Annotated in this window: 23 protein-coding genes; 6 read left to right on the top strand and 17 right to left on the bottom strand. The window is 69.4% G+C overall.

Translation table 11 applies throughout. From position 1 onward, the window contains the following. Nucleotides 1-91: 91 nt before the first annotated feature. Together KPL78_RS14810 and KPL78_RS14815 are read right to left on the bottom strand one after the other, a co-directional pair. On the bottom strand, nt 92-385 hold the full coding sequence (locus KPL78_RS14810) for a hypothetical protein (protein ID WP_219763758.1): 294 nt from the start codon (nt 383-385) through the stop codon (nt 92-94). A 53-nt stretch (nt 386-438) separates the two neighbouring features. Then, entirely contained in the window at nt 439-678 is a 240-nt protein-coding gene (locus KPL78_RS14815) for a phage baseplate assembly protein V (RefSeq protein WP_219763759.1), read from the bottom strand. A gap of 345 nt (nt 679-1023) precedes the next feature. On the opposite strand from KPL78_RS14815, the gene KPL78_RS14820 reads away from it, so the two are divergent. Next, nucleotides 1024-2238, top strand: a complete 1215-nt coding sequence (locus KPL78_RS14820) for a hypothetical protein (protein ID WP_219763760.1) — start codon at nt 1024-1026, stop codon at nt 2236-2238. 374 nt (nt 2239-2612) lie between these two features. Here KPL78_RS14820 and KPL78_RS14825 read toward each other — a convergent pair whose 3' ends face one another. The 3 genes from KPL78_RS14825 to KPL78_RS14835 form a co-directional block, all read right to left on the bottom strand. Continuing rightward, nucleotides 2613-3341 (bottom strand): HD domain-containing protein, encoded by a 729-nt coding sequence (locus KPL78_RS14825; protein ID WP_219763761.1) that lies wholly within the window; start codon nt 3339-3341, stop codon nt 2613-2615. A gap of 153 nt (nt 3342-3494) precedes the next feature. Continuing rightward, nucleotides 3495-4475, bottom strand: coding sequence for a Bug family tripartite tricarboxylate transporter substrate binding protein (locus KPL78_RS14830; protein WP_219763762.1), 981 nt, complete (start codon nt 4473-4475; stop codon nt 3495-3497). A 33-nt stretch (nt 4476-4508) separates the two neighbouring features. After that, nucleotides 4509-5576: an LLM class flavin-dependent oxidoreductase gene (locus KPL78_RS14835; RefSeq protein WP_219763763.1), complete on the bottom strand. Its 1068-nt coding sequence runs from the start codon at nt 5574-5576 to the stop codon at nt 4509-4511. Between the two features lie 194 nt (nt 5577-5770). On the opposite strand from KPL78_RS14835, the gene KPL78_RS14840 reads away from it, so the two are divergent. Further along, nucleotides 5771-6745 (top strand): LysR family transcriptional regulator, encoded by a 975-nt coding sequence (locus KPL78_RS14840; RefSeq protein WP_219763764.1) that lies wholly within the window; start codon nt 5771-5773, stop codon nt 6743-6745. A gap of 3 nt (nt 6746-6748) precedes the next feature. Here the strand turns inward: KPL78_RS14840 and KPL78_RS14845 are convergent, their stop codons facing one another. Next, nucleotides 6749-8158 carry a S8 family serine peptidase gene (locus KPL78_RS14845; RefSeq protein WP_219763765.1) on the bottom strand — a complete coding sequence of 470 codons (1410 nt, stop codon included), beginning with the start codon at nt 8156-8158 and terminating at the stop codon, nt 6749-6751. Nucleotides 8159-8321: 163 nt separating this feature from the next. Here KPL78_RS14845 and KPL78_RS14850 point away from each other — a divergent pair, with 163 nt between their 5' ends. From KPL78_RS14850 to KPL78_RS14860, 3 genes are all read left to right on the top strand, one after another. Next, complete coding sequence (locus tag KPL78_RS14850; protein WP_219763766.1) at nt 8322-10109, top strand: adenylate/guanylate cyclase domain-containing protein; 1788 nt, start codon at nt 8322-8324, stop codon at nt 10107-10109. A 46-nt stretch (nt 10110-10155) separates the two neighbouring features. Continuing rightward, on the top strand, nt 10156-11190 hold the full coding sequence (locus tag KPL78_RS14855) for a phosphatase PAP2 family protein (protein ID WP_219763767.1): 1035 nt from the start codon (nt 10156-10158) through the stop codon (nt 11188-11190). Nucleotides 11191-11359: 169 nt separating this feature from the next. Continuing rightward, nucleotides 11360-12055: a Crp/Fnr family transcriptional regulator gene (locus KPL78_RS14860; RefSeq protein WP_255569029.1), complete on the top strand. Its 696-nt coding sequence runs from the start codon at nt 11360-11362 to the stop codon at nt 12053-12055. A gap of 69 nt (nt 12056-12124) precedes the next feature. Here the strand turns inward: KPL78_RS14860 and KPL78_RS14865 are convergent, their stop codons facing one another. The 6 genes from KPL78_RS14865 to nirB form a co-directional block, all read right to left on the bottom strand. After that, entirely contained in the window at nt 12125-12511 is a 387-nt protein-coding gene (locus KPL78_RS14865; protein WP_219763768.1) for a hypothetical protein, read from the bottom strand. Nucleotides 12512-12693: 182 nt separating this feature from the next. Continuing rightward, complete coding sequence (locus tag KPL78_RS14870) at nt 12694-14451, bottom strand: bifunctional protein-serine/threonine kinase/phosphatase (RefSeq protein WP_369412759.1); 1758 nt, start codon at nt 14449-14451, stop codon at nt 12694-12696. Next, a complete protein-coding gene (locus tag KPL78_RS14875; protein WP_219763769.1) occupies nt 14448-15281 on the bottom strand; it encodes a formate/nitrite transporter family protein in 834 nt (277 codons plus the stop codon). Before KPL78_RS14875 ends, KPL78_RS14870 begins: the two co-directional genes overlap by 4 nt. Before the next feature lie 57 nt (nt 15282-15338). Beyond that, the gene (gene cobA, locus KPL78_RS14880) at nt 15339-16091 is read right to left on the bottom strand and encodes a uroporphyrinogen-III C-methyltransferase (protein ID WP_219763770.1); all 753 of its coding nucleotides are present in this window, start codon (nt 16089-16091) and stop codon (nt 15339-15341) included. Continuing rightward, nucleotides 16088-16411 (bottom strand): nitrite reductase small subunit NirD, encoded by a 324-nt coding sequence (gene nirD / locus KPL78_RS14885; protein WP_219763771.1) that lies wholly within the window; start codon nt 16409-16411, stop codon nt 16088-16090. Before nirD ends, cobA begins: the two co-directional genes overlap by 4 nt. Nucleotides 16412-16416: 5 nt before the next feature. After that, nucleotides 16417-18867 carry a nitrite reductase large subunit NirB gene (gene nirB, locus KPL78_RS14890; protein ID WP_432761282.1) on the bottom strand — a complete coding sequence of 817 codons (2451 nt, stop codon included), beginning with the start codon at nt 18865-18867 and terminating at the stop codon, nt 16417-16419. A gap of 483 nt (nt 18868-19350) precedes the next feature. Between nirB and KPL78_RS14895 the strand changes: the two genes are divergently transcribed. Beyond that, the gene (locus KPL78_RS14895) at nt 19351-20367 is read left to right on the top strand and encodes a glycosyl transferase family protein (RefSeq protein WP_219763772.1); all 1017 of its coding nucleotides are present in this window, start codon (nt 19351-19353) and stop codon (nt 20365-20367) included. Nucleotides 20368-20383: 16 nt separating this feature from the next. On the opposite strand, the gene KPL78_RS14900 is transcribed toward KPL78_RS14895, so the two are convergent. The 5 genes from KPL78_RS14900 to KPL78_RS14920 all read right to left on the bottom strand — a co-directional run bounded on the left by KPL78_RS14900 (nt 20384) and on the right by KPL78_RS14920 (nt 26262). Further along, a complete protein-coding gene (locus KPL78_RS14900; RefSeq protein ID WP_219763773.1) occupies nt 20384-20929 on the bottom strand; it encodes a hypothetical protein in 546 nt (181 codons plus the stop codon). A gap of 150 nt (nt 20930-21079) precedes the next feature. After that, the gene (locus KPL78_RS14905) at nt 21080-22906 is read right to left on the bottom strand and encodes an ABC transporter ATP-binding protein (protein WP_219763774.1); all 1827 of its coding nucleotides are present in this window, start codon (nt 22904-22906) and stop codon (nt 21080-21082) included. Beyond that, nucleotides 22903-23757: an ABC transporter permease gene (locus tag KPL78_RS14910; protein ID WP_219763775.1), complete on the bottom strand. Its 855-nt coding sequence runs from the start codon at nt 23755-23757 to the stop codon at nt 22903-22905. Before KPL78_RS14910 ends, KPL78_RS14905 begins: the two co-directional genes overlap by 4 nt. Then, nucleotides 23754-24692, bottom strand: coding sequence for an ABC transporter permease (locus tag KPL78_RS14915; protein ID WP_219763776.1), 939 nt, complete (start codon nt 24690-24692; stop codon nt 23754-23756). The genes KPL78_RS14910 and KPL78_RS14915 overlap by 4 nt, the downstream gene beginning before the upstream one ends. A 10-nt stretch (nt 24693-24702) precedes the next feature. Then, nucleotides 24703-26262, bottom strand: a complete 1560-nt coding sequence (locus KPL78_RS14920) for an ABC transporter substrate-binding protein (RefSeq protein WP_255569031.1) — start codon at nt 26260-26262, stop codon at nt 24703-24705. Between the last annotated feature and the right edge of the window lie 22 nt (nt 26263-26284).

Genomic DNA, 26284 nt, shown 5'->3' on the forward strand with positions numbered 1-26284 from the left:
CACCGAAGGTCTGAATCACGCGATCAAACAAAAGGTTTGAGTGTGATTGGTGAACGGATGTGAACCGATCAGGCTCTAACGGCGCCTGCGTTCAGCGCGGCCCCATCGGCCGCCCGCCAGGCGGCAGCCATAAATTCACCGGCGGCGGGTTCGACGGCGTCTGCGTGATCGTGGGGTCGGGCGGGCACATCGGTCGCATCACCCCGCAATCCCAGGCGAAACGGTCGGGCCGGCCGGTCAACTGGCCACCGCGTTCGAACCGGCACTCGCACAGCTTGCCGGCCATGCAGGCGGTCTGGCCCTCGATCTCGGCCGTGCAGGACGGCGGTGCCTGGGCCAGGACGGGCAGGGGCAACAGAACGAGCAGGGCAAGGATCCGGCGCATGGCCGCAGCCTGCGCCCGGGAGCCTTGCGAAAGCCTTGCCGCCCGGTGGCGTGCTATTCCGGCCGTGTGCCGATAACGACGGGGCGGCTCGGGTCGCCGGCCTCGAACATTACCCAGACGGATTCGCCCACCGAGGGCGGCGCCGCGGCCGGCATGCCCAAGGCCCGACAGGGCTGCGCCCAGGCGCCCTCCCCGTCGGCCGACATCGCCGGCACCACCACCTGCAGGCGCCCCAGCGCCTGGGGGTCGAGGTTGTTGATGCAGATGCCGCGGAAGATGCCGAAATAGTGCATGGAAATGCCTCCAGCCTGCGCCCTGCCGCAGCATGGCACGGCTACCGCCGGCGCGCACCGCGACCCGGGACGCTTGACGCGCCGCGGCACAGACTGTCTATCTCGTCCTTGACTGGTATCAATGACCTGGCCTGCCGACACGGCGCCCGCCGGGTCCGTCAGCCGGGCCCTGGGGTGTCCTGCCCCCGCATCGCGGCATTCCCGCCTTGCCGGAGGACCCGGGCCACACCGACCAGACCTGACCCGCACGGCGGGGCACCGCGCCGACTCCGGCCGGCCGCCCCGCATGGCGGGCCATTCCGTAGCTATCCGCCCCGCGCGGTGCGCGCGCGTGCGGACCAACGCATGCGAGGCCTGCCCATGCCGCTCGGAGATTCCGTCCCGGATCCGGACAGTACCGACTTCGTGCGGCTGGTGGGCCATGCGGCCTGGTCCAGCCGCATCGACACGCTGAATCGCCGGGCCCAGTCCGGCCCCATGTCCGGCCGCGCCGCGCAGCAGCGCCACGCGCTGGAATTCGCCCTGGCCCGCGCCGCCGACCCCAATGCCGGCGGCAGGATCGGGCCGGCCGAGCGCCGGATCCTCGCCTTGGCCCAGGATGCGGTGCGCCTGGCCGACAGCCTGCCCCCCGGCCCGCGCGCCCGGCTGCGCGCGCGGCTCGAGGAAGGGTTGACCGGCGAGGCCACGCTCGTGCCGCTGTGGCACCTGCTGCGCTGCGCCGCGCTGTATCGCGCCCGCGGCTTTACCGTGGACTTCGCCGGCCTGGCCGAGGACGCCCCCTTCGACCTGCGCATCACCGCCCGTGACGGCACCGTGGCCGAGATCGTCTGCGAGACCGTCTCGGCCGAGGAAGGCCGCCCGGTGCATCGCGGCGACTGGTATGCCCTGGTCGACCGCGTGCATCCCGGGCTCCAGACCTGGCTTGCCGCGCATCCGGGGCGCTACCTGCTGAAGGTGACGCTGCCCGAGGGCCTGTCCGGCCCTGACCAGGCGGCCGGGCTGCAATCGCGCATCATGGCGCTGCTCGCCGCGCAGAAGCGGCAGGACAGCAGCGCCGACGCGGTGCTGAAGCTCGATCCGCTGGTGCTGGCAGGCGCCCAGGCCGGCGGCGCCCTGCCGCAGCATCTGCGCGCGCAATTCGGGCCCGAGGCGCACCTCGCCGTCACCGGGGCGCCGGATGGCGGGTCGGTCTTCGTCATGGCCGCCCGCGCGGGGCGGGAGAACGCCGTGGCCGACGCCGTCACCGCGCGGATGCGCCTGGCCGCCGAGGCGCGGCTCACCGGCAGGGCGCCCGGGATCGTCTCGGTCTTCCTGGACGATCTGGACCGCGGCGAATGGCGTTCCCTGCGCGAGACATTGAAGTTGGAAGGCGCGGTGCGGCGCTTCCTGACCGAGTCGGTCGCGCGGCGGATGGTCGCGGCGGCGTGCGCCTCGCGGATGGAACTCTACGGCATGGCCCCGCCCGACGCGGCGCCGGATGGGGAACTGCGGTATCGCAACCCGGGCCATCCGGCCGGGAAGCTGGCGGCGCTGGCGGCGGCAGTGACGTCGGCCGATTGACGGCGCGTCCCTCCGCGATCCCCGCCACGCGGCCAGGTCGCGGAGTCTGGACGATGCCAGGGGGCCCGATGGGCGGCCAGTGAGGCAGGAAGATTGGAGGGGCCCCGCCCCTCCAAGCCACCCCGCCAGGATGCTGGGCATCCTGGACCGCAGTCTACTGGTGCAGAGCGGAACGGACATGCCACGCGCGCCTGGTGCGCGGAGGCGCGTCCCGGCATTCTTCCTGCCTGGGATGCCCGACTCCACGTTGAGGTCTCGAAATGGCGCTGGGGCGTTGGGCGGCACGTGAACCACCGCTTCGCGCCGAAAGGGCAGGGCACCTCTCGATTACCCCCCGCAGCCGGCGGCAATATGCGGGCCCGGCGTCACCCGTCCTATGCGGCCTCGGCCTGCAGGATCGCGCTCTCGATGTTGCGGCGGGCCCGCTTCTCGCGTTCGAGAAAGAAGCGATCGGTGAGGTAGATACGGTCCTTCCAGAGCAGCATCCGCAGCGCCGCACAGCGCGCGCTGTGATAGCGATCCGCCGGCAGATGGACGAATTCCTCGCGAAGGGCCGCTTCATGCGCCGCGAAGCGCCGCGCATCGCTGCCCAGGACCGCGTGATCAAAATCGAGAAGCAAGGCCGTGTCGCCGCGCAGGGAAGCGTCGTCGGTCTCGGGAATCTCGCCGCACGCGACCGCCTGGATCAGCGCCTCGGCCCGATCCAATACGGCGGCAGGCATGTCTGCACGGACGAATTCACGCATCAGTGCGGCGCTGCGGGCCGGCGCATCGACGGTTCGCGGATCATGCACCGCCTTGTGGAAGAGGATGGCGAGAATGAAGGCCGATCGACCCGCGATGCCGTTCACGACCTCTTCAGCCATCTGGAGCAATTCGCCGACCCGCTCCCAGGTGTGGACCGTCCGATGCGGTTCCGCATATCGCCGCTCGAGGTCCGCGAGTGCAGCGGTCGTCAGCACGGGAGCCTCCCGGTCAGCGGCGCTCGGCCATCGTCCCGTCTCTCCTCGAACGGACGGATCTGTTGGGTCATGATCATCACGCAGGTGTAGTCCCTGCGGAACGGAATTGTCATCGACGCTGCGGCCTGCGCGGGCCGGCACATTTCGCCTGACGCAAGCCGGCGCTGTCGCCGACAACCGGTTCTCACCGGAGCCCCACCCCGGCACGGCCGCCTCCTCGTCACGCTGACGGCGCCCTGTCGGGGGGCCGCGCCTGCTCCTTGGCCGACGGGCGCGCGGCGACTTGATCGGACTTCAGTCGAGATGCACGTTCGCGCTGCGGATGATCTGTTCCCAGCGCGTGCTCTGGTCCGCCAGGAAACTGCCGAGTTCCGGCCCCGAGATCGGCATAGGCCGGGCCGAGACGGCTTCGAGCCGCGCCGCGAACGCCGGGTCGTTCACCGAGGCGACGCAGGCCTCCCGCAGGCGGTCGGCGATCGGCGCCGGGATCTTGCCCGCGGCGACCATGATGAACCAGGACGGCACGTCGAAATCGGTGATGCCGAAGCTGCGGAAGGTCGGCACGCCCGGCAGCAGCGGCGTCGGTTCCGGCAGGCCGACAGCAAGCGCGCGGAGTTGCCCGTCGCGCACCAGGGCCAGGCTGTTCGGCACCAGATCGACCATGAGCTGCACCTCCCCCTGCACGAGGGCGGTGACGGCCGGCGCGGCGCCGCGATAGGGCACATGCACCATGTCGCCGCCGGCGCGCTCGGCAAAGAGATGCGTCGCGAGATGCATCCCGCCCCCGGTGCCGGAGGAGCCGTAGTTGATCTTGCCCGGATTGGCGCGCGCATAAGCGATGAGCTCGTTCACGTCGCGCACCGGCAGCCGCGGCGTGACGACCAGCACATAGGCGACGGCCGCGACGGTGGTCAGCGGCGTGAAGTCGCGATCGGGGTCGTAGCCGGGATTGGCGTAGAGATACTTGTTGAAGATCTGCGTCGGCTGGGTGCCGAGCATCAGCGTGTAGCCGTCACCCGGCTGCTTCGCGACGTATTCCGCGGCGACCTTGCCGCCGGCGCCGCCGCGATTCTCCACCACGACAGGCTGGCCGAGCCGCGTGGTGAGCTGTTCGGCCATCAGGCGCCCGAGCAAGTCCGACGCACCGCCCGGGGGGAAAGGCACGACCAGGCGCAGCGGTCGGTCGGGCCAGGTTCCCTGCGCGGCGGCGAGGCCCGGCACGGCCAGCGGCGCCGCCAATGCGGTGCGGATCAGACTGCGTCGCGTTGCCACCATGCTCGGGGTCTCCTGGATCGGTGCGGGAAGGGGTCAGGCCGCGCGCGGCTGCTCGCCGCGGAGGGCGGCGAGGCGCGGCATCACATGCTGCGCGAAGCGGCGCATCTCGGGCTCGAAGGGCTGGAACTGGGTCAGCAGCGTGTCGATGCCGGCGGCGTGGAACTGCGCGATGCGCTCGGCCACCTGGTCATAGCTGCCCACCGTGCCGCCCGAGGTGCCGCCATTAGTCCCGACGCTCTCGTAACGCGCCTGGGTCTTGCGCATCTGCACCGACGGGTCGGTGTTGGCGCGCACATAGGCCTTGATGTCCGCATCCTCCTTCGCGAGCGCGAGCAGGCGGCGGTATTCCTCCTGCGCCTCGGCTTCCGTCTCGCGCGCGATGACGAAGGTGGACAGGCCGAAGCGCACCGGCGGGCCCTGGCGCGGGCGGGCGCGGACATCGGCGATCAGCGCCTGCACGTTTTCGAGCGGCTGGCCGTTGATGAACCAGACATCAGCGAGCGCCGCGGCCAGGTCGCGCGCCGGCGGGGATTCGCCACCCAGGTAGATGCGCGGCCGCGGCCGATGCAGCCCGGTGGGGCTCAGCACGTAGTCCTTCACGGTGAAGTAGCGGCCTTCGTGGTTCACCGTCTCGCCGTGCATCAGGCGTTCGACGATGGACAGCCATTCGGTGCCGTAGGCGTAGCGTTCGTCATGCTCGCGGAACACCATGCCCGCATCCTCGATTTCCTTGCGGTTCCAGGCGTTGACGAGGTTGATGGCGAAGCGGCCGTTGCTGATCTCCTCGATCTGCGTGGCCATCTTGGCTAGCACGACCGGGTGGTAAAGCATGGGCTTGATGGCGGCGATGATCTCGATCCGCCGGGTTTCGGCGGCCAGCGCGGCGGACGCCGTCCAGGCTTCGAGCTGCCCGAGATCCGGGCGGTGCGGGTTCATGGTGTGCTGCGCAACCAGCACGCAGTCATAGCCGAGGGATTCCGCCTCGACGATCAGGTTCCGGTTGCGCCGCCAGGACGCGTCATAGGGCTCCAGCGGATCGCGCAGCGCGGCGCGATTGCCATGCACCAGGGCCCAGATGCCGATGCGCAGGGGATGCGTCATTGGGGGTTCTCCGTTCTTGATCGTGTGGCTGACCGACGGCGTTGCGTGCCGAATCAGGGATCTTTGTCCCCGGCGGCCCGGAATTCGTCCTTATCCGAGCATGGGCGTGGGGAATTGCCAGCCCTATCCTGTCCACGGTCCGGACTTCTGCGTTGCCGTTTTGGCAACGCTGCGGCCCGCCATGGAGACAATGCATGCCGAGCACACCGCGCCGGCCCCTGTCCGAGACGCAGCGCTTCTCGCTCGCCAGCCGCGTCGCCGGGCTCGATCAGCGGCGATTGCTCTACCTGCATCAGGCGGTGGCCGCGGGCTCCGTGCGCGGCGGAGCGGAACGGCTCGGCGTCAGCGCCTCCGCGCTCAGCCGGCAGATCGCGCGCATGGAGGGGGAGCTCGGCATGGCGCTGCTCGAACGCCATGGGCGCGGCGTGCGGCCGACCGAGGCGGGCGCGCTGCTCGACGAGTATTTCGCCGAGCAGCGCGCGCGGCTCGACGGCGTCATCGCGCAGCTCCAGGAGATCACGGGCGCGCGGCGCGGCCAGGTCTCGGTCGGCCTGGGCGAGGGCTTCCTCTGGCATGTGATGGGCGAACCGCTGCGCAGCTTCGTGGATGCGCATCCGCAGCTCCATGTGAATCTCCAGGTGGGCAGCACGGATCAGCTCGTCGCGCAGCTTCTCGACGACACCATCCAGATGGCGCTGATGTTCAACCCGCCGCCGGATGCGCAACTGCAATCCCACGCCGCGCGGCGACATCCGATGCGTATCTTCGTACGGCCGGGCCATCCGCTGGCACAGCTCGGCCGGCGGGTGAACCTGGCGGATCTCAAGAAGCACCGGCTCGGGCTGCTGCCGGGCAGCTATGGGGTGCGCCAGGTGCTGCTCTCGGCCGAGCATGGCGATCGCGTGCGACTGGTGCCGCAGCTCCTGACCAATTCGGCGCGCGCGCTGCTGCATTTCGTCGAGCACTGGAACGGCGTGATCATCACCGCCGCCTTCGCCGCCGCGCGGGAGGTCGAGGAAGGCAAGGTCCTGGCGCTGGAGGCCGAGCCGCCGCTGCTCGAGGGCGGCGAGGCGCACCTCGTCACCCGGCGGGGCCGCCGCCTGTCGCCTGCCGCGCAGCAATTGCTGCGGCACCTGCGCAGCAAGGTCGCGATCGTGCGGCGGGCGTGACGCTCAGAGGTCGGGCATCGCGTCCGCGGCCTTCGCCAGATTCAGCACGCCGTAGCCGGTCCGTTCCTGCCAGCCCGCGGGGCCCTCGGGCTGCCCGGCCGTGTGCCAAAGCGTCTCCTTCAGCATCGTGGGATCGACCACCGCGCTCGGCCAACGGGTCCGCAACTGGGCCACGGCGCCGGCGGCCAGCCCGCAGGCCGCCGAGGTTCCAGTGTTCGGCGTGAAGCCTTCGCCATCCTCGAACTGGCTCGGCGCGGACAGGTCGGGCTTGTCATGCGCCAGCCCTGCTATCCCCGGCCCTGGCCCCGAATAGCCGAGCCAGATCCCGTCCGTGCGCACGGCGCCCACCGTCAGGACTTCGGGAGAGGCGTTCGCGCCGTTGATGCTCCGACCCGGTCCCGTATAGGCGGGGTTGCAGCGGGAATTCGGACAGAACGGCCCGCAATTCCCGGCCGCGAAGACGATATCGGCGCTGAGGGCGGCCAGATCCCGCAGGACCGCCGCCACCGGATGATCCGGATTGTCCGCGTAGCCGAGCCCAGGCAGTTCCGGCTCGGGGTCGAAGACGCCCCAGGCATTGCAGATGACCCAGCTCGTCCGCGGCAGCAGTCTCGCTTCCTCCTTCTTCTGCCATTCCGCGATCGTCCCGCATATCTGATGAAAGGCGGCGACGACGGAAGCCAGGAACACCGGCAATTGCGTGATCCCGTCGGGAATGGCAGGGCAGTCGAGTAGCCGCACCCCGGGCGCGATGGCGCGCGCATTCCGCGCGACCATGGCGCCATGCCCGATGATCGGCATGCCGGGCTGACGCAGCGGACCCTGCGGATGCGCCGGATCCTCGAGCACCGGCCAGCCCTTCAGGCCAGCCGGCGGCAGCATCGCGACCGGCAGGCCGGTATCCACCATGACGAGGTGCACCGCTTCCATGCCCGGCAGCCCCAGCACTGGCATGCTGTCCGGTGCCGCGTGCATCGCCCGCAATGCGGCGGCCCGGTCGCCGAACAGGCCATCGGGTGATTCGCTCGGACACCAGTGCGACCGGGACTCATCGGACGCGTCGACGACCAGGTCGACCCCGATGCTCGCCCCCCGCCCGAAGGCCGGCACCAGGCTCTGCCTGAGCTGCTCGGCCGCGACCCGTGCCGCCTCGCCCTCGCCGGTCATCTGCAGGCTGCACACCAGGCGGCTGCGCAGCGCGTCACGGTCGATGTCGATCCCCTCCGGTGGCGGGACGTTCGAAGGCAGGGCCACGACCCGGAACGCCGTGGCATGCGGCAGCAGCAGATTCTCGCGTTCGAGGCCCTGGCGGATCTGGGCTTTGAGCTGCGTTTCCACCGCGCCGAAATCCCAGCTTTCGTAGCTGCGCAGCAGCGTGTCCCAGGGCGGCACCACCAAGATCAGCCGGGGCATGTCCTGGTCCGCCATCGTCGCCTCCGCCATAACGGATCGCCATCGCAATCAAATATGTAGCATCGCCGCGATGGCGACGCCATGATCCTGTCGCGCGGCGTATCCCCGTCGTGCATTCTCGCGGCCATCGGCGCGTGTTGCTGCCATGATGCAGGATACGGCATTGGTTCGGAGCAGAAGCGACGCCACCGAGGGCCGGCGGCGTGGTGCCGCGATCGCCTTCGCGGATGTGGTCGGATACTCGACGCTGATGGCAGCGGACGAGGCCGGTACCTATCGCCGCTGGATGACCGTGCTGCACGATTTGATCGAACCGGAGACCGCCCGGCATGGCGGGCGCATCGTCGATCTCGCCGGCGATGGCGTGCTCGCGGAATTTCCCCGCGCGCCCGATGCCCTGTCCTGGGCGCGGCAGGTCCAGCGCGGCGTGCGCGCCAGGCTCGAAGGCGACGATGGCGGCGATGCCGTGCCGATCGCGCTGCGCATCGGCCTGCATGAAGGCGAGGTCTATGAGAGCGGCGCGAACATCTTCGGCGATGCGGTGAATTTCGCCGCGCGGCTCCAGGCCCATGCCGCCCCCGGCGGCATCGTGGTGTCGGAGAGAATGCGCGCGGCGCTGGGCGATGCGACACCGGATCTCGAACTGCGCGACCTCGGCTATGTCGATCTCAAGGGATTCGAGCGGCGCGCGCATCTCTTCACCATCGAGACCGACCTGGTGCCGGTGACGACGCCGCTGCACCCGCCGGGCGGATTGCCCTCCATCGCCGTGCTGCCGCTGTTCGAACAGGGCGGCGATCCCGATCGCGCCTATTTCGCCGACGGCGTCGTCGAGGACATCGCGCTCTCCCTCGCCGGGCTGCATGAGCTCTTCGTCGTCTCCACCGCCTCCTCCGCCATGTTCCGCGGCCGCCTGGCCGACCCGCGCGAGGCGGGGCGGGCGCTCGGCGTCGGCTATGTGCTGTTCGGCCGGATCACCCGGATGCCGGACGGTGGCTACGGCATCGCGATGCAGCTCTGCGACACGCGCAGCGGCGCGACGCTGTGGGGCGAACGCCTGCGCGCCCCGCGCAGCGACATCTTCGAGGTGCAGGATGAGATCGTGCGCCAGGTCGTCGCCGGCCTCGCCCCGCAGGTGCGCACGGCGGAACTGCAACGGGCGATGCGCAAGCGACCGGAGAGCCAAACGGCCTATGACCGCATGCTCCGCGCGCTGCATGTCATCGCCAGCGCCGACCGCGACACCTTCGACGGCGCGCGCCGCCACCTTGCCGAGGCGATGGAGGAGGAGCCGGGCTTCGCATCGCCCTTCGCCTGGGCGGCGCGCTGGCACAGCGTGCGCATCGGCCGCGGCTGGTCGAGCGATGTGGCGACGGATTCGGCGCAGGCGCTTGACCTCGCCACGCGCGCGGCGGCGCTCGACCGATCGAACGCGCTGGCCCTGGCGACGCTCGGGCATCTCAAGGCCTTCCTGCTGCATGATTGCGACGCGGCGATGGAGTGCTTCGAGGAAGCCCTGGCAGCCTGTCCGAACCATGCGCTGGCCTGGACGCTGTCGAGCGGCACGCTGAGCTATCTCGGTCGCGGCCCCCAGGCGGTGCGGCATGCCGAGCGGGGGCTTCGCCTGTCGCCGCGCGATCCGATGCGCTACGCGCAACTCATGTTCCTCGCCATCGCGCAATATGCGAGCGGCGACCATGTCGAGGCCGTGCGCTCGATCCGGCGTTCAGCATCGGAAAACCCGATGCATGGGGCGACGCTGATGGTGCTGGCGGCGTCGCTCGCCGCCACCGGCAGGATCGAGGAAGCCCGGCAGGTCGGCGCGCGCTTCCGCGCGCTGCAGCCGGACTTCTCGCTTGCGCTCTACGTCAGCAGGCGCATGCCGTTCCGCGACCCCGCCCTGCGCGAGGGCTTCCTTGCCCATCTGCGCGCCGCCGGGCTGCCGGAGTGACGCGTCGCCGCCAGCCGGCGGCGAGCTGTTCGGGAGGAGTTGTGGCATGGCTCAGGCAATGGCCTTCGGCCCGATGGATGGCGTTGACGGAGTCGACGGCGTGGATGGAGTGGAAGGGCTCGACACGCTCGGCGGCGGTCCGCGACAGGCGGTGTTCCGCCCCTTGGGACTCGCACCCGAATTCGTGCGGCGCGCGAACGAGGTGGACTATCGCTCGCATCGCTGGCCGCCGCGGCCGCCGAATGTGCCCTGGCCGCCGCCGATCGGATCGCTACCGGGTGCCTGGCCCACCGCCCCGGGCGGCATAGCCCGGCGGCTGGCGGATTTCACGCCGGACAATTCCTCACTGCTGGTGCTGGCGGAATTCGTCCAGCTGAAGGACGCCCAGAACCGCGACGCATGGGCGCGGCTGATGGCGTCGAACGACATGGCGAACGACATCGCCGCGCATGGCGGCGTGCCGGCCGAGCTGGATGAGCTGCGCCGCCTCGCGCAGTATCGCGGCGGGGTGATGGCGGAGGCGCTCGCGCAGCGCAACGGCATCATCGGCTATTTCCGTGGGCTTCTGCAGTTCAACCTCGCGACGCATCCCTATACCTACCACCTCGCCGCGGCGGCACTGCGCGTCGGGCAGTTCCTCTGCATGCACTACAAGGGGCAGTTCAACCGGCCGCGTCCGAACCGGCTCGATCCGAGCGTGATGTCGCCGATCGATCCGCCGGGGCATTCCTCCTATCCCAGCGGTCATTCGCTGCAATCCTTCCTGATCGCGCGCTGCCTGGAACAGGTGGTGCCGACCGCGGTGGGGACCGGTCTCGCCACGAGCCCCTACATGCTGTTGGCGGAGCGGATCGCGAAGCTGCGCGAGGTGCTCGGCGTCCACTACCCGAGCGACACCACGGCCGGGCGCCGTGTCGCGGGGACTGCATTTCCACTGCTGATGCGCTGTCCGCTCATTCGCGGCACGCCGGTCCTGGACACCCAGAACGTCCCGAACAACGAGGTCGGGCAGGTCGCCGGGCATCCGATCTACCACAATGGATGGTTCGGGCGGGCCCGGGAGGAATGGGAGCCACGATAGGATACGGCCCGCTCTGCGGCATTGAAGCACCAGGCGGCGCGGCGCATGATTGCGCCTCCGTGCCGAGGTGCCGCAGATGCAGGGCGAACGCGATCCCCCGGTCGCCACACCGAAGGCTTCCACGCCCGGGGATGGTCCTGGAGCGTCACGGCTCGAACGCCTCCGGCGCATGCCCATCCTGCGCGATGCGGCGCCAGACGCCCTGGAGCGGGCTGCGGCCGCTGCGATGTGGCGGAGCTATGGCCCTGGCGGAATGATCCTGAATCTCGACGATGCCTCGCGCGACGTCTGGTTCGTCGTGGAAGGCGTGGTGCGCATCCAGGTGCGCACGCCCGCCGGCCGCGAACTGATCCTGAGCGACATCAACGCGGGCGGGGTGTTCGGGGAGATCGCGGCCATTGATGGCGCGCCGCGCTCCGCCGGCGCGACGGCGCTGGTCCGCTCGCAGCTCTGCGCATTGCCCGCCGCGGCCTTCCTCGATTGTGCGTGCAGCACACCGGCCGCCAGCCTCGCGCTGCTGCGCACCGTCACGGCGATCCTGCGGCGTCAATCGAAGCGCCTGCTGGAACGCGAGACCCTGCCGGTCCGATTGCGGGTCCATGCGGAGCTGCTGCGCCTGTCCCGCCCACGCCTTGCGCGGTCCGCCGATGCGGGGCCGTCGGAGGAGCGCGTGGTAAGCCCGCCACCCCGCCAGCATGTCCTGGCCGCGCGGATCGGTGCGCGGCGGGAGGCAGTGTCGCGCGAACTCGCCGACCTCGTGCGGCAAGGCACGATCGCGAAGGAGCGCGGCGCCATCGTCATCCGGCAGCCGGAGATCCTGCGCCGCGCCCTTGAGGCGGAGCTGGAAGCGGAGGCGGGTCTCTGACGTGCCCGGCCGGGTTGCCGGCCGGGCACGGCATGCTGGTTGCCGCTGATCAAGGCCAGGTCACCGCAATCACCGGCCCCCGGCGATCGGGGTCTCGGTGTAGACCACCTCGGCGCTTTCGCCCGAGCCGACGAAGGTCGCCGTGCGGGTCGTGCGGACCTGCGGCGTCAGGGCGAAGGCGCTCTGCGGCAGGTCGAATCGGGAGGAGGTCTGCTCCATGTACATGACCTCGCTGCCCTCCCCCTGGCCGATCCAGGTCGCGACGAGCGGCGCCTTGTCCTGCGCGATGAGGCCGGCCGCGCTGCGCGCACGCGGATCGTTGGGGGAGACATAGGTGACCTCTGCGCCTTCGCCGCTGCCGGTGACAATGGCGACGCGATCCTGCGCGAGGACCGGACCACCGATGAGCGCACTCACGAGAGCCACGGAATGCACCACATGCTTCATGTTCGTCATGGGAGTTCTCCTGTCCCGCCCGGCGACCATTCGCCGAAGCGACAGGAGGAGGATGCGTGCGCGGGCCGGCAGAATCGGTGCCAATCCGCACAGAAATGCGCCGGGCCGCCGACGCCACGTCGCCACTGTGCGGAACGCCACAATTTCCGGGGAGGTCCGCCTCGTCGCGCTTCCGGCCCGGCTCAGCGCGCGGTCATCGCCGCAAGGATCAGCAGCGCGACGGCGAGGATGAAGCTGACGGCCTGCCAGAACCGCACGGGGTTGCGCTCCAGCAGCGGGCGCGGCCGCCTGTCGAAGGCGGGATTCGGATGTCGCAGATCGTGCAGGAACTCTGACAGCACGTCGTGCCGCTGCTCCGGGTCGATCTGCATGGCCTTCGCGATGGCGCCGTCCACCCAGGCCGGCAGGTCGTCGCGCAGCAGGCGCGCCGGCACGGGGCGCAGCCGGGCCTGCGCGGCGGCGCTGCGGGCGCGCGGGATCTCCGCCGCATAGGGCAGTCGCCCCGTCAGCATCTGATAGGTGATGACGCCGAGCGAGAAGAGGTCGGACCGCTCCGTTCCCGGCTCGCCCAGGAAGTACTCCGGCGCGGCGTATTGCATCTCGCCCGGCACGACCTCCCCGCCCACCTCATCGAGCCCCGCGACCTGCGCGGCGCCGAAGTCGATGATGATGGCGGTGCCGTTCCCGTCCAGCAGGATGTTCTCGGGGCGCAGGTCACGGTGAAGGATTTCCCGCCTGTGCAGAGCCTGCAGGCCGCGACCGATCTGCGTGACGATGTCGCGCACGGCCTCGAGCGGCGGCCGCGGGTTGTCGCGCATCCATTGTGCCAGGGACTGGCCCGCGACGTAGGCGGTCGCGGCATAGAGCGCTGTCCGCGCATGCTGCGCGCCGGGCGGGCGCAGGACATGCGGGCTGTCCACGCGTCGCGCGATCCATTCCTCCAGCATCAGCCGGCGCGGGCCGGCGGGGTCGCCGCGTCCTTCCGTCGACGGCACCTTCACCGCAACCCGTTCACCAGTCACCTGATCCTCTGCCAGGTGAACATGGGACCGGCTGCTCTCATGCAGCGACCGCAGGATGCGGTAGCCGTCCAGGACGGTGCCGGGCGGCAGGGGCGGTGGCAGCGGCACATCGTCCGACCGCGTGATGGCGGCCGCGGCGTCGCCGGCCGGAGCCCGATCCACACGCAGGATCTGCGCCGTCAGATTGTCCGGGCTGCCCTGGGCCAGTGCGGCCTCCACCAACCGGCGCGCCGTGCCGTCCAGATCGTCGCCCGCCTCGGCCAGGATCGCGGCCATGGCGCTTGGCGCCACATGCTCATGCACCCCATCGGTCGTGAGCAGGAACAGGTCGCCGGGGGCGATCGCCAGGGTGCGGTAGTCGATCTCCACCGCCCGCGACACACCGAGCGCACGGCCAAGATAGACGCTGCGGGCCGACACGGCGACGCGGTGATCCTCGGTCAGCGGTTCGAGGGCCGCGCCGGACAGGCGCGCAATGCGCGTGTCGCCGACATGGAAGATGTGGGCGGTCGCGGCCTTCAGCACCAGCACGCTCAGCGTGCAGACATAGCCGCACTCGGCATCGCCCCCGTGATCGCGCCCGCGCGTCTGCGCGTGCAGCCAGGCATTCGTCGCGGCGATCACCCGCCGCGCCGACGTCTTCACGCCCCAGCTTTCCGGCGTGCTGTAGTAATCGCTGAGAAAGGCCGCGACCGCGGATTCGCTCGCGATGTGGGAAACGCTGCTCGAGCTGATGCCGTCGGCGATCGCCGCGGCAATGCCCTTGGTGTGCAACAGCGGCGCCTCCGGAACCAGGACACCGTGGAAATCCTGATTCACGGGCTTGCGTCCGGCCGAGGAGAAGCCGCCGAGCGATACGCGCAGTCCGTCCTCGCCGCCGGTTGCGGCGAGGGGTGTCCGGTCTGTGGTGCGGCTCACTCCGCTGGCACGGTCACGCCGGGCACGCGGCGCTTCGGCGCGGTGCGAGCATGGGTGGAATAGAGCGTCAGGCCGACGAAGGTCAGGCCGCCCACGACATTGCCGACGATGGTCGGAATCTCGTTCCACAGCATGTAGTCGACGAAGGTGAAATGCCCGCCGAGCATCAGCCCCGAGGGGAAGAGGAACATGTTCACGATGGAATGCTCGAAGCCCATGTAGAAGAACACCATGATCGGCATCCACATGGCGACCACCTTGCCGGTGACCGAGGTCGACATCATCGCCGCGACCACGCCGGTCGAGACCATCCAGTTGCACAGCACGCCGCGGATGAACAGGGTCAGCATGCCCGCCGCGCCATGAGCGGCATAGCCGACGGTGCGGCTCTCGCCGATCGCGCCAAGGCGTTCGCCGACGGCGTTGGGCGCCTCGGTCCAGGCATAGGTGAAGATGATCGCCATCATCACCGCAGTGGTCAGTGCACCGGCGAAATTGCCGATGAAGACCAGGCCCCAGTTGCGCAGCATGCCGCCGAAGGTCACGCCCGGGCGCTTGTCGAGCAGCGCCAGCGGCACCAGGGTGAAGACGCCGGTCAGCAGGTCGAAGCCCATCAGATACAGCAGGCAGAAGCCCACCGGGAACAGCATGGCGCCGACCAGCGGCTGGCCGGTCTGCACGGTGACGGTGACCGCGAAGGCCGCGGCGAGCGCGAGGATCGCGCCGGCCATATAGGCGCGGATCAGCGTGTCGCGGGTGGACATGAAGACCTTGGATTCACCCGCCTCGATCATCTTCGAGACGAATTCCTGGGGAGCCACATACGCCATTCGGGAACTCCTTTCTGCTGTCGGGGATGCGTGCTGGGTGTCGGTTCCGTCGCGGCATCAGGCCGCGACGGCAAAGGCAGATGCGGCCTGCGTGGCCGCCATGGCGGCGACCTCGCCGATCAGCACCATGGTGGGGCCATCGCCGCTTTCGGCAGCGACGCGGGCGGCGATGTCGGCAAGGGTCCCGGGGATGCGGCGTTCCTCCGGCAGGGTTGCGGATTGCACCGCGATCGCCGGCGTGCGCGGGCACATGCCGGCGGCCAGCAGCCGCGCCGACAGGGCAGGCAGGGTCCGCGCGCCCATGTAGATGGCGAGCGTGCCGCTGCGGGCGAGCGCGGCCCAATCATGGTCGGGCAGGGTCTCGTCCCGCGTATGGGCGGTCAGCAGATGCAGGCTGCGCGCGACGCCGCGATGGGTCAGCGGCACCTGGAGCTGCGCGCCGACGGCGAGTGCCGTGGTGATGCCGGGCACCACCTCGACCGGCACACCGGCTTCGCGCAGGCTTTCCAGCTCCTCCCCGCCACGGCCGAAGACAAAGGGATCGCCGCCCTTGAGACGCACCACCATCCGCCCGGCACGGGCATGGGTGCAGATCAGCCGGTTGATCGCCGCCTGATGCATCGAATGCCGCCCGCAGCGCTTGCCGACATCCAGCATGCGCGCGCCGGGACGGGCGAGGGCGAGGATCCCGGGCCCCACCAGCTTGTCGTAGAGCACGACATCGGCAGCGGCGATCAGCCGCGCGGCCTTGAGCGTCAGCAGCTCGACATCGCCGGGGCCGGCGCCCACCAGGTAAGCGCGGCCGGTCACGACACCACCCCCAGCAGGATGCGGTCGCCATCGAGGTGCACCGGGGTGCGCTTCACGCAGCCGATATCGGGCGCCTGCGCCTCGCCGGAAGCGAGGTCGATGACCCAGTTGTGCAGCGGGCATGTCACGGCATGGCCATGCACGATGCCCTGCGAGAGCGGACCGCCCTTGTGCGGGCAGCGGTCGTCGAGGGCGAAGACGCTGTCATCCGCGGTGCGGAAGATGGCGACATCGCCGCGCTCGGTCCTGACCACGCGGCTGCCCAGGCGCGGAACATCCGCGAGCCGCGCGACGAAGGTCCAGGAGAGGGTGCCTTCCATGGTGGTCACTCCACCGGCTCGAGGGTCTTGAAGGCGGCGTTGGAGGCTTCCTTCGCCCAGGGATCGACCTGCGCGAAGGTCTGCGAGAAGAGGAAGCGTTCGTGCAGGGCGCGGCGGTTATCCGTATCCTCGACCACGCGGGACTTCACGTACGCGACGCCGACGCGCTCCACCCAGGGAGCGGTGCGTTCGAGGTAGTGAGCTTCCTCCCGATACAGCTGCAGGAAGGCGCCGCAATATTCGAGGACCTCCTCTTCGGTCGTCACTTTGCACAGCAGGTCGGTGGCGCGGACATGGATGCCGCCATTGCCGCCGATATGCAGTTCCCAGCCGCTGTCGACCGCGACCACGCCGAAATCCTTGATGGTCGCCTCGGCGCAGTTGCGCGGGCAGCCGGAGACGGCGAGCTTGACCTTGTGCGGGTGCCAGGAGCCCCAGGTCATGCGCTCCAGCTTCACGCCCATGCCGGTGCTGTCCTGGGTGCCGAAGCGGCACCAGGTGGAACCGACACAGGTCTTCACCGTGCGCAGGCCCTTGGCATAGGCGTGGCCGGAGACCATGCCGGCGGCGTTGAGGTCGGCCCAGACCGCGGGCAGGTCCTCCCGCTTCACGCCGAACAGGTCGATGCGCTGGCCGCCGGTGACCTTCACCTCGCGGACCTGGAACTTGTCGGCGACATCGGCGATGGCGCGCAATTCACCCGGCGTGGTCAGGCCACCCCACATGCGCGGCACGACGGAGTAGGTGCCGTCCTTCTGGATGTTGGCATGGTTGCGCTCATTGACGAAGCGCGACTGCGCGTCGTCCACGTATTCGCCAGGCCAGGCGCAGAGCAGGTAGTAGTTCAGCGCCGGACGGCAGGAGGCGCAGCCATCGGGCTTCGACCAGCCGAGGCGGTTCATCACCTCGGGGATGGTCTTGAGGCCGTCCGTGACGATCGCCTTGCGCACGAAGTCATGGCCGTGGGTGGTGCATTTGCACATCGGCTTGGGGCCGGTCGCGGCCGCGACGCCGGCGGTCAGCGCGAGCAGTCCCTCGACCTGCGGGGTGCAGGATCCGCAGGAAGCGCTGGCCTTGGTGTGGGCGCGGACGCCATCCAGGGTGGTCAGGCCCTTCTCGCGGATGGTGTCGACGATCTTCCCCTTGCAGACGCCATTGCAGCCGCAGATCTCCGCGCTGTCGGGCAGGGCGGCGAGTGCCGCCTTGGGGTCGACCTTGGCACCGCCACCGGCGGCCATTGCCTCGCCCATGATCAGGCGGTCGCGCATGGCGCCGATATCCGCACCCTCGCGGATCAGGCGGAAATACCAGGCGCCGTCGGAGACCTCGCCATACATCACGGCGCCGATCAGGCGGTCGTCGCGCAGCACCAGCTTGCGATAGGTGCCGCGCTTGCGGTCCTGCAGCACCACCTCCTCGTCTTCCTCCGCCGCCGCGGCGAGCACGCCGGCGGAGAAGACGTCGATGCCGGTGATCTTGAGACGCGTGGACAGCGCGGGGGTGACATAGGTCGCGGTCTCGTCGCCGGCGAGCGTCGCGGCGCAGGTCCTGGCCTGTTCCCAGATCGGCGCGACCAGGCCGAAGACCTGGCCGCGATGCTCGATGCATTCGCCGACCGAGAAGACGTCCTTGTCGGTCAGGGTCGAGAGATCGTCATCGACCATGATGCCGCGGTTCACCTCGAGGCCCGCGTCGCGCGCCAGATCGATGTTCGGGCGGATGCCGATGGCGACGACGACGATGTCGCCCGGCACCTCGCGGCCATCGGCCAGGCGCACGCCCTCGACGCGGTCGGTGCCGAGGATCTGCTCGGTCTGGCCGTTCGTGAAGAAATTGATCCCGCGCTCGTCCAGATCACGCTGCAGCATCTGGCCGGCGGTGGCGTCGAGCTGGCGCTCCATCAGCGTCGGCATCAGGTGGACGACCGCCACCTCCATGCCGCGGCGCTTCAGGCCCCAGGCGGCTTCCAGGCCGAGCAGCCCGCCGCCGATCACCACGGCGCGGCGCTGGGTCTGGCTCGCCGCCATCATCTGGTTGACGTCGGCGATGTCGCGGAAGGTGCAGACGCCGGGCAGCTTCAGTCCCGGCAGGGGCGGCACCAGCGGCTTCGATCCGGTCGACAGCAGCAGCTTGTCGTAACTCACCACCGCGCCCGAGGCGCTGGTCACGGTACGCGCCGCGCGGTCGATCGCCACCACCGGATCGCCGGCGATCAGGCGAATGCCGTTCTCGGCGTACCAGCCGAGCGGGTTGATGACGATCTGCTCGAGCGTCTTCTCGCCGGCCAGCACCGAGGACAGCGCGATGCGGTCGTAGTTCGGATGCGGCTCGGCGCCGAAGACGGTGATGTCGTAGCGGTGCGGCGCACGGGCGAGCAATTCGCTGATCGTGCGCATGCCGGCCATGCCGTTGCCCACGACGACGAGCCGACGGCGCGGCGCGGAGATCATGTTCATGGCAGGGGCCTCAGCGCCGGGAGGACCGGTGGTGCGGGCCAGCGAGGCTGACCGGCATGCGCCATGCGCAGCAGGAGAGATTGGTAGCGATCATGGGGTCACAGCCATCGGGCGCCGGACGGCAGCAGGGCCGGGATTCATCCCGGATGCAGGGCGAACGCGACGCGAGTGCAAGCCGCCATTGGCTTGCCGGTTGCGACTGGTGCCGGCCTGGCGGGAGACGTCGTTGCCTCCGGCCCGGTATCGATCCTCACTCGGCGAGAAGCGACAGCCCGATCCTTAGGCAAAGGCATGATGCGGCGCAAGATATTTTGTCTGAATTGCTCGACTGATACGCGATTGGGTAATTTATAAGCAAATGCTGGCGAAGTGTGCGCGCCCTGGCGCGGGATTTGGCGGCGGCGGCGCCAGATCGGCCTTCTTCGCCATCGGCATCCATCTCCGAACTTGCCATGGCGCGGTCCGGTTCCGACAAATCGGGACATGAGCAACAGCGATGCCGACGCCGAAGGTCCCGAGCATCCCTTCGCCCCCTATCTGCGCACCCTCGGCCGCGGCCCCGGCCGATCGCGCGCCCTGACGCGGGAGGAAGCGGGGGACGCGCTCCGCATGGTCCTGACCGGGGCAGCGGATCCGCACCAGATCGGCGCCTTCCTGTTGCTGCTGCGCTACCGCGGCGAGGACATTCACGAGATCGCCGGCCTGGTGGATGCCGCGCGCGAGGTCGCGGGTTGCGGCCCCGGCCCGCGCGTCGACCTGGACTGGCCAAGTTACGGCGCCGGCCGCACGCGCGGCGAGCCCTGGTTCCTGCTGGCGGCCCTGGCTCTGGCGCGCGCCGGCTTCCGGGTGGCGATGCACGGTTCGAACGCGTTCACCGCGGGTGTGCCGGTGGCCCATGCGCTGCCCCAGCTTGGCCTGCGCGCGGCGCGGGACCGCGACGACGCCGCGGCGCTGATCGCGACGACGGGGTTCGCCTATCTGCCCCTGGCCGCGATGGATGCTGGCCTCGACCGACTGCTGATGCTGCGGGCCCTGCTGGGTCTGCGATCGCCGATCAATACCGTGGCAAGGCTGCTGAATCCCTTCGATGCGCCGGCCTCGGTGGATGGCGTCTTCCATCCGCCCTACATCGCCGTGCATCTCGGCGCCTCGGAACTGCTGGGACGGCATCGGCTGCTGGTCGTGAAGGGCGGCGGCGGCGAGGCCGAGCGCAACCCGTCCAAGCCGATGATGGCGCATCTCCTATCCGCCGCAGGCCGGTCGGAGCTTGAGCTGCCCGCGCTGCTTCCCGGCGCGGGCCGGCCGGCCGAGGCGTTGCAGGCCGTCTGGACCGGCGAGGCGGAGGGCTCCGCGCAGGCCGCGGTGCTGGCGACAATCGCCCTGGGATTGCTGGCGATCGGCGCCGTCCCGCCCGATCGCGCCGACGCCGAGGCGCTGGCCATATGGCGCAACCGCGGCGTGCGGGCCCTGCCGCGGGTTCAGCGCGCCGCGACGGCCTGACGACGACCCCGAAGCCCTACCCGCATGCGGCACAAGTCATCAGGCCGCGGGCTTCCCGCACCGGTTCGATCGCATAGCCGCACCGCATGCAGTTCGCGCCGTTGTCATTGTCATCGAAGGGATCCGCGACGTGCCGGGTCGGCTTGGGCGCCTTCGGGCCGCCCGCACCACGCGGGCGTTTCGCCCCGGCCGTAACGGTCTCGACGGCGGGGGGCGGGGCTGTCGCGACAGCCTCGGCCGGCATCGGCTCCCACATCGGCATCACGTGCATCGCCGGCTTCGCCGCCTCGACCGGCGCGGCCTCGACGGGCGTGGGCAGGGGCAAAGGAGCGGCCGACTTGGCCGGGAAGCCGTCATCCCAGGACGCGGCGCGGACCTGCAGATCGACACGACGCGGCCGGTCCTTTCCGGCGGGCGCGGCGCTTGGTCGCAGATGCACCACTTCCACGACCCGGCTGCCGGGCGCGCCGGCTCGGCGCGGGATCGTCAGCGTCTCGCGCCGTTCCGGTGATGCGGGCTTGTTCTCCTGGAAGCGGGCGAATACGCGATCTTTGTCGTCCATGGACTACCGAGCGTGTTGAAAGGCTTGTGGCACTGGGGCGTGAAACGCGCGGCGCTCATCGTTCTGCGCCGAGTGAGGAAGGTGTCGCCAGCCTCCCTGGATCACATGTAGGCGGGGATGGGCCATTGCAATGCAAGGAATGGCAGGGACCTACCCCGCGCCGACGGAATCCTCAACCTGCACGACATGGCCCGGTGAAACTTCCCGGTAGCGGCGAGGCGGCGGCGTGAAGTCCGGGGCCCGCACGGGGCTGCGGATCTCGTCGCTGGACAGGCCGCGGCGGATGGCCCGCCGTGCCGGGTCCGGCACCGGCACCGCCGCCATCAGACGCTTCGTGTAGGAATGCTGGGGGGATTCGAAGATCGCGGCGCGCGGACCGATCTCGACGATCTCGCCCATATACATCACGGCAATGCGATGGCTGACGCGCTCCACCACCGCAATGTCGTGCGAGATGAAGAGATAAGCCAGGCCGAGCTCCGCCTGTAGGTCCAGCATCAGGTTCAGCACCTGTGCCTTGATCGAGACATCGAGCGCCGAGACCGCCTCATCCGCCACGATCAGCCGCGGTTCGAGAGCGAGCGCCCGCGCGATGCACAGACGCTGGCGCTGCCCGCCGGAAAATTCGTGCGGGTAGCGCGACGCCATCTCCGGCTGAAGCCCGACCTTGCGCAGCAAGCTCGCGACGCGCTCCTGCGCCTCGGCCTTGCCCGCCATACCATGCACGATGATGGGTTCCGCCAGCGCCGCGCCGACGGTCCGGCGAGGATTCAGACTGGCGAAGGGGTCCTGGAAGACCATCTGCATCCGCCGCCGCATCGCCCGCAGCGCCGCCTTGTCCAGCGAGGCAACGTCCGTGCCTTCGAACAGGATATGACCGGCGCTTGGCGGCACCAGACGTAGGATGGACCGCCCTGTCGTCGACTTGCCGCAGCCGGATTCCCCGACCAGCGCGAGGGTCTCGCCCGATTGCAGGGTGAAGGACACATCCTCCACCGCATGCACGCGGCCCGTCACGCGCGACAGCACGCCACTGCGGATGTCGAAGCGCGTGACGAGGTTCGCGACCTCGAGCAGGGGGCGTTCGGCGGCGGCGACCGTGTCCGGTACCTCCGCCGGCTCATCGCTGCCGCCCGTCATGATGTCCACTGTGGGGAAGCGCATCGGCCGCGCATGGCCGGTCATCGAACCGAGCTGCGGCACGGCGGCAAGCAACGCGCGGGTATAGGGGGCGCGCGGAGCGTGGAAGATCTTCTCTGTCGCGCCCTGTTCCACGGCCTGGCCCTTGAACATGACCAGGGTGCGATCCGCGATCTCCGCCACCACGCCCATGTCGTGCGTGATGAAGAGGACGGACATGCCCTCTTCCTCCTGCAGCATCTTCACCAGTTCGAGGATCTGCGCCTGGATGGTGACGTCGAGGGCGGTGGTCGGTTCGTCCGCGATCAGCAGCTTGGGTCGGCAGGCCAGCGCCATCGCGATCATCACGCGCTGGCGCATGCCGCCCGAGAAGCGATGCGGATATTCGTGGAAGCGGGATGCGGCCGCCGGGATGCGCACGCGCTCGAACAGGCGCAGGGCCTCGGCTTCGGCCGCGCGGCGATCCAGGCCGCGGTGATAGACCAGCGCCTCGGCGACCTGGAAGCCGACGGTGAGCACCGGATTCAGGCTCGTCATCGGCTCCTGGAAGATCATCGCGATGTCGTTACCGCGGACCTCCCGCATCCGCGCTTCGGGTAGGGCGAGAAGATCGCGGCCTTCCAGCGTGATGCGACCCTCCACGCGCGCATTCACCGCCGGCAGCAGGCGCATGATGGACAGGGCGGTGACGCTCTTGCCCGATCCGGATTCGCCGACGATGGCGAGCGTCTCACGCGGGCCGATGTCGAAGGACAGGTCCTCCACCACGCGCCGCCAGGTGCCCTCCGAGCGGAAGGCGACGTTCAACCCCTGGACCGACAGGACGGGCGGGATCATTGCTCGCCCTTCAGCTTGGGATCGACGGCGTCGCGCAGCCCGTCGCCCAGCAGGTTCAGCGCGAAGACCACGACAAGGATCGCGACGCCAGGCGAAAGCGCGAGCCAATAGCTGTCGAGGATGTTCTCGAATCCTTCCCGGATCATCCCGCCCCAGGTTGGCGTCGGTGGCTTCAGCCCGAGGCCGATGAAGGCGAGCGAGGCTTCCGTCCGGATCGCGCTGGCGAGCCAGAGCGAGGACATCACCAGGATCTCGGCGAATATGTTCGGCAGGATGTGCACGAACATGATGCGCGTGTCGGAATACCCCAGCGACCGGCAGGCCTCGATGTATTCGCGCTCCTTCACCGAAATCGTCGGCGCCCGGGCGATACGTGCGAAAGCGGGAATGGAGGTGAAGGCGATGGCGATGACGATGTTGGTCAGCGTAGGCCCCAGCACGGCGACGATGATCAGCCCCAGGATCAACGCCGGGAAGGCCAGCATGACGTCCATTGCCTGCATGACGATGATGTCGAAACGCCCGCCATGCCAGCCGGCCAGGATGCCGATCGTCGACCCGATCAGCATCGCGGCCAGCGTCGAAGCGATGCCGATGACGAGCGAATACCGGGCCCCGTAGAGCAGCCGCGAGAGGATGTCGCGCCCGAAATAGTCCGTGCCGAGCGGATGCAGGGCGGAGGGCGGTTCGAGCTTGGCGAAGATGTCCTGCTCGATCGGGTCGTGCGGTGCGATCCAGGGGGCGAGGATCGCCAGCGCCACCACCAGCAGAAAGACGCCAAGGCCGAACCAGGAGGTCTTGTTCGCGTTGAACGCACGGATCGTCGCGCCCAGGGCCGTGGTCGCGCTCATTTCAGCTTCACCCGCGGATCGGCCGCGCCATAGGCCAAGTCGGTGAGCAGGTTCACCACGATCACCACCAGCGTATAGATCACCATCATGCCCTGCAGCATGGTGTAGTCGCGCTGGTTCAGCGCGCCCACGATCAGCTTGCCGAGACCGGGACGGTTGAAGACGATCTCCGTCAGCACCGAATTGCCGATCAGCACGCCGAGATAGAGCCCGACAATGGTGATGACCGGGATCAGCGCGTTGCGCAGCGCGTGCCGCCAGACCACCGCGCGCCAGGGCACGCCCTTCGCGCGGGCGGTTCGCACGAAATCCTCGGACAGCACCTCCAGCATGGCGGATCGCGCCACGCGGGTGATGTAGGCCGCCATGATCAGGCCTAGATTGAAGGCTGGCAGGGCCAGCGATCGCAGCCACGCCCAGACGCTGTCCGACTGCGCAGAGATCACCGGGAACCATCGCAACTGAATGGAAAAGACGATCAGCAACAGGATGCCCGACACGAAGGCTGGGAAGGAAAGCCCCAGCAGGGAGGCCAGACGGGTCACGTAGTCCGGGATCCGGTTGCGATTCACTGCCGCCCAGACGCCGAGCGGAATGCCGATCACCGCGCCGATCAGCAGCGCGGCGAGGGTCAGCTCGATGGTCCAGGGCAGGACCTCGGTCACTTCCAGCAGCACGGGCCGGCCCGTGACCAGGGAGGTGCCCCAATCCCCGCGCAGCGCGCCCCATAGGAACTCGAAATACTGCACGGCGAGCGGCCGATCGAGCCCGAGCCGCACCCGCATCGCCGCGATCGCATCGGCCGTCGCCTGGTCCCCCAGCACCACCTGGGCCGGATCGCCCGGCACGACCCTTACGATGAAGAAGACCAGCGTCAGCACGGCCCAGAGCGTGATGACCGCGAAGCCGAGCCGCCTGACGACGAAGGCGGTCATGCCGTCGCGGTCACCGCGTGAAGCGCGTCGTCTCGAGCAGCGGCGGCGCCAGGTTCAGCGACGCCTTCAGCTCGTAGCCGAGGTCGAGATTGGTCCGATAGGCCCAGAGCTGCATCTGCTCGTAGACCGGCACGGCGCAGACCTCCCGCACGATCTTGTCCTGGGCAGTGCGCCACAGGGCGATGGCGCGGTCGCGGTCGGTCTCGCCGCGTGCCGCGTCGATCTCGGCATCCGCGACACGGCAATGAGAAAAGTTGGTCACCGCCGTCGGCGTGCCGACGATCGAGCGCGAATGGAAGAACTGCGTCAGATAAACATCCGCCACCGGGAACCGTGCCGCCTGGAAATGCACCACCTGGCTGAGATTCTGCCGGATCTGCTGATGGAAGGTGGCGTGCTCGACCGGCGTGATCTCGAGCGTGATGCCCGCGCGGCGGAGCTGCGCCTGGATGCCTTCCATCACGCTCATCATCCCCGGCAGGGTGGTGTGGATGGCACGGATGGTGATGCCGTTGGGGTGGCCGGCCTCGGCCAGCAGGGCGCGGGCGCGCGCGATATCGGGCGGCAGCAGCGGCGCGTTGGGATTATGCCCCAGATAGCCGCGCGGCACGACGGACAGCGCGGTGACCGAGGTGTTCGGGCCGCGGAGCTGCACGATCTGATCGCGGTTGATGGCGTGGGCGATGGCCTGCCGCACCCGGATGTCATCCAGCGGCGGCATGGTCATGTTCAGATGGATGACCGACATCTCCGCCGGTTGCATGGCGATGACGCGCACATTCGGAAGCTGCTGCGTCCGCGTGAACCAGGTCTGGTCCTGGCGGCCATAGATCATGTCAAGCTCGCCGGCCTGGAAGGCGAGGTCGCGCGCCGCATCCGAGGGTATGAAGCGGTACATTACCTCCCGGATCTGCGGCTTGCCGCGGAAATACTGGTCGTTTGCGACCAGGCGTCCATATTGCTGCGGCACGTATTCGGCGAAGGCGAAGGGGCCGGTGCCGATCGGGCGCCGGCGGAAGCCCTCATTGCCCAACTGCTCGACCGCCGCCTTGCAGACCTGGAACCCGCCCGCGTAGTTCATCACGGCGCCGAGCAGGCTCGGGATGTTCTCCTTCAGTGTGATGCGGACGGTATAGCGGTCCACAGCCTCCACGCGGTCGAAGGCAACGTAGTCCGAGGAGAAGGAAGAGGTGTCGCGCGTTGCCGCGCGGTTCAGCGAGAAGACCGCATCCTCGGCGGTGAATTCGCCGAACCCGCCATGGCACTGCACGCCCTGGCGCAGATGGAACGTCCAGGTTTTCCCGTCAGCGGAACTCTCCCAGCGTTCCGCGAGATCCGCTTCCATGAACTCGGGCGAAAGCTCGCCCGGCTTGATGCGGACCAGGCCGTTGAAGATCCATTGCAGGAAGCCACGACCGGGCGTCGATGAGTTCAGGTGCGGGTCGAGCACCCCGGCATCAGCCGATGCGATGCCGACGCGCAAGGTCGTCTGCTGCGCCTGCGCAGGCGCCATCGCGCCAAAGGTCACGGCCGCGCCAAGCGCGGCGAGGGCTGCGATCCGCCTCATCATATTGCCTCTCCTGTTCTTGGCG

Origin of the sequence: Roseomonas alba (genome assembly GCF_019430885.1) — a bacterium.
GTDB classification, from domain to species: Bacteria; Pseudomonadota; Alphaproteobacteria; order Acetobacterales; family Acetobacteraceae; genus Neoroseomonas; species Neoroseomonas alba.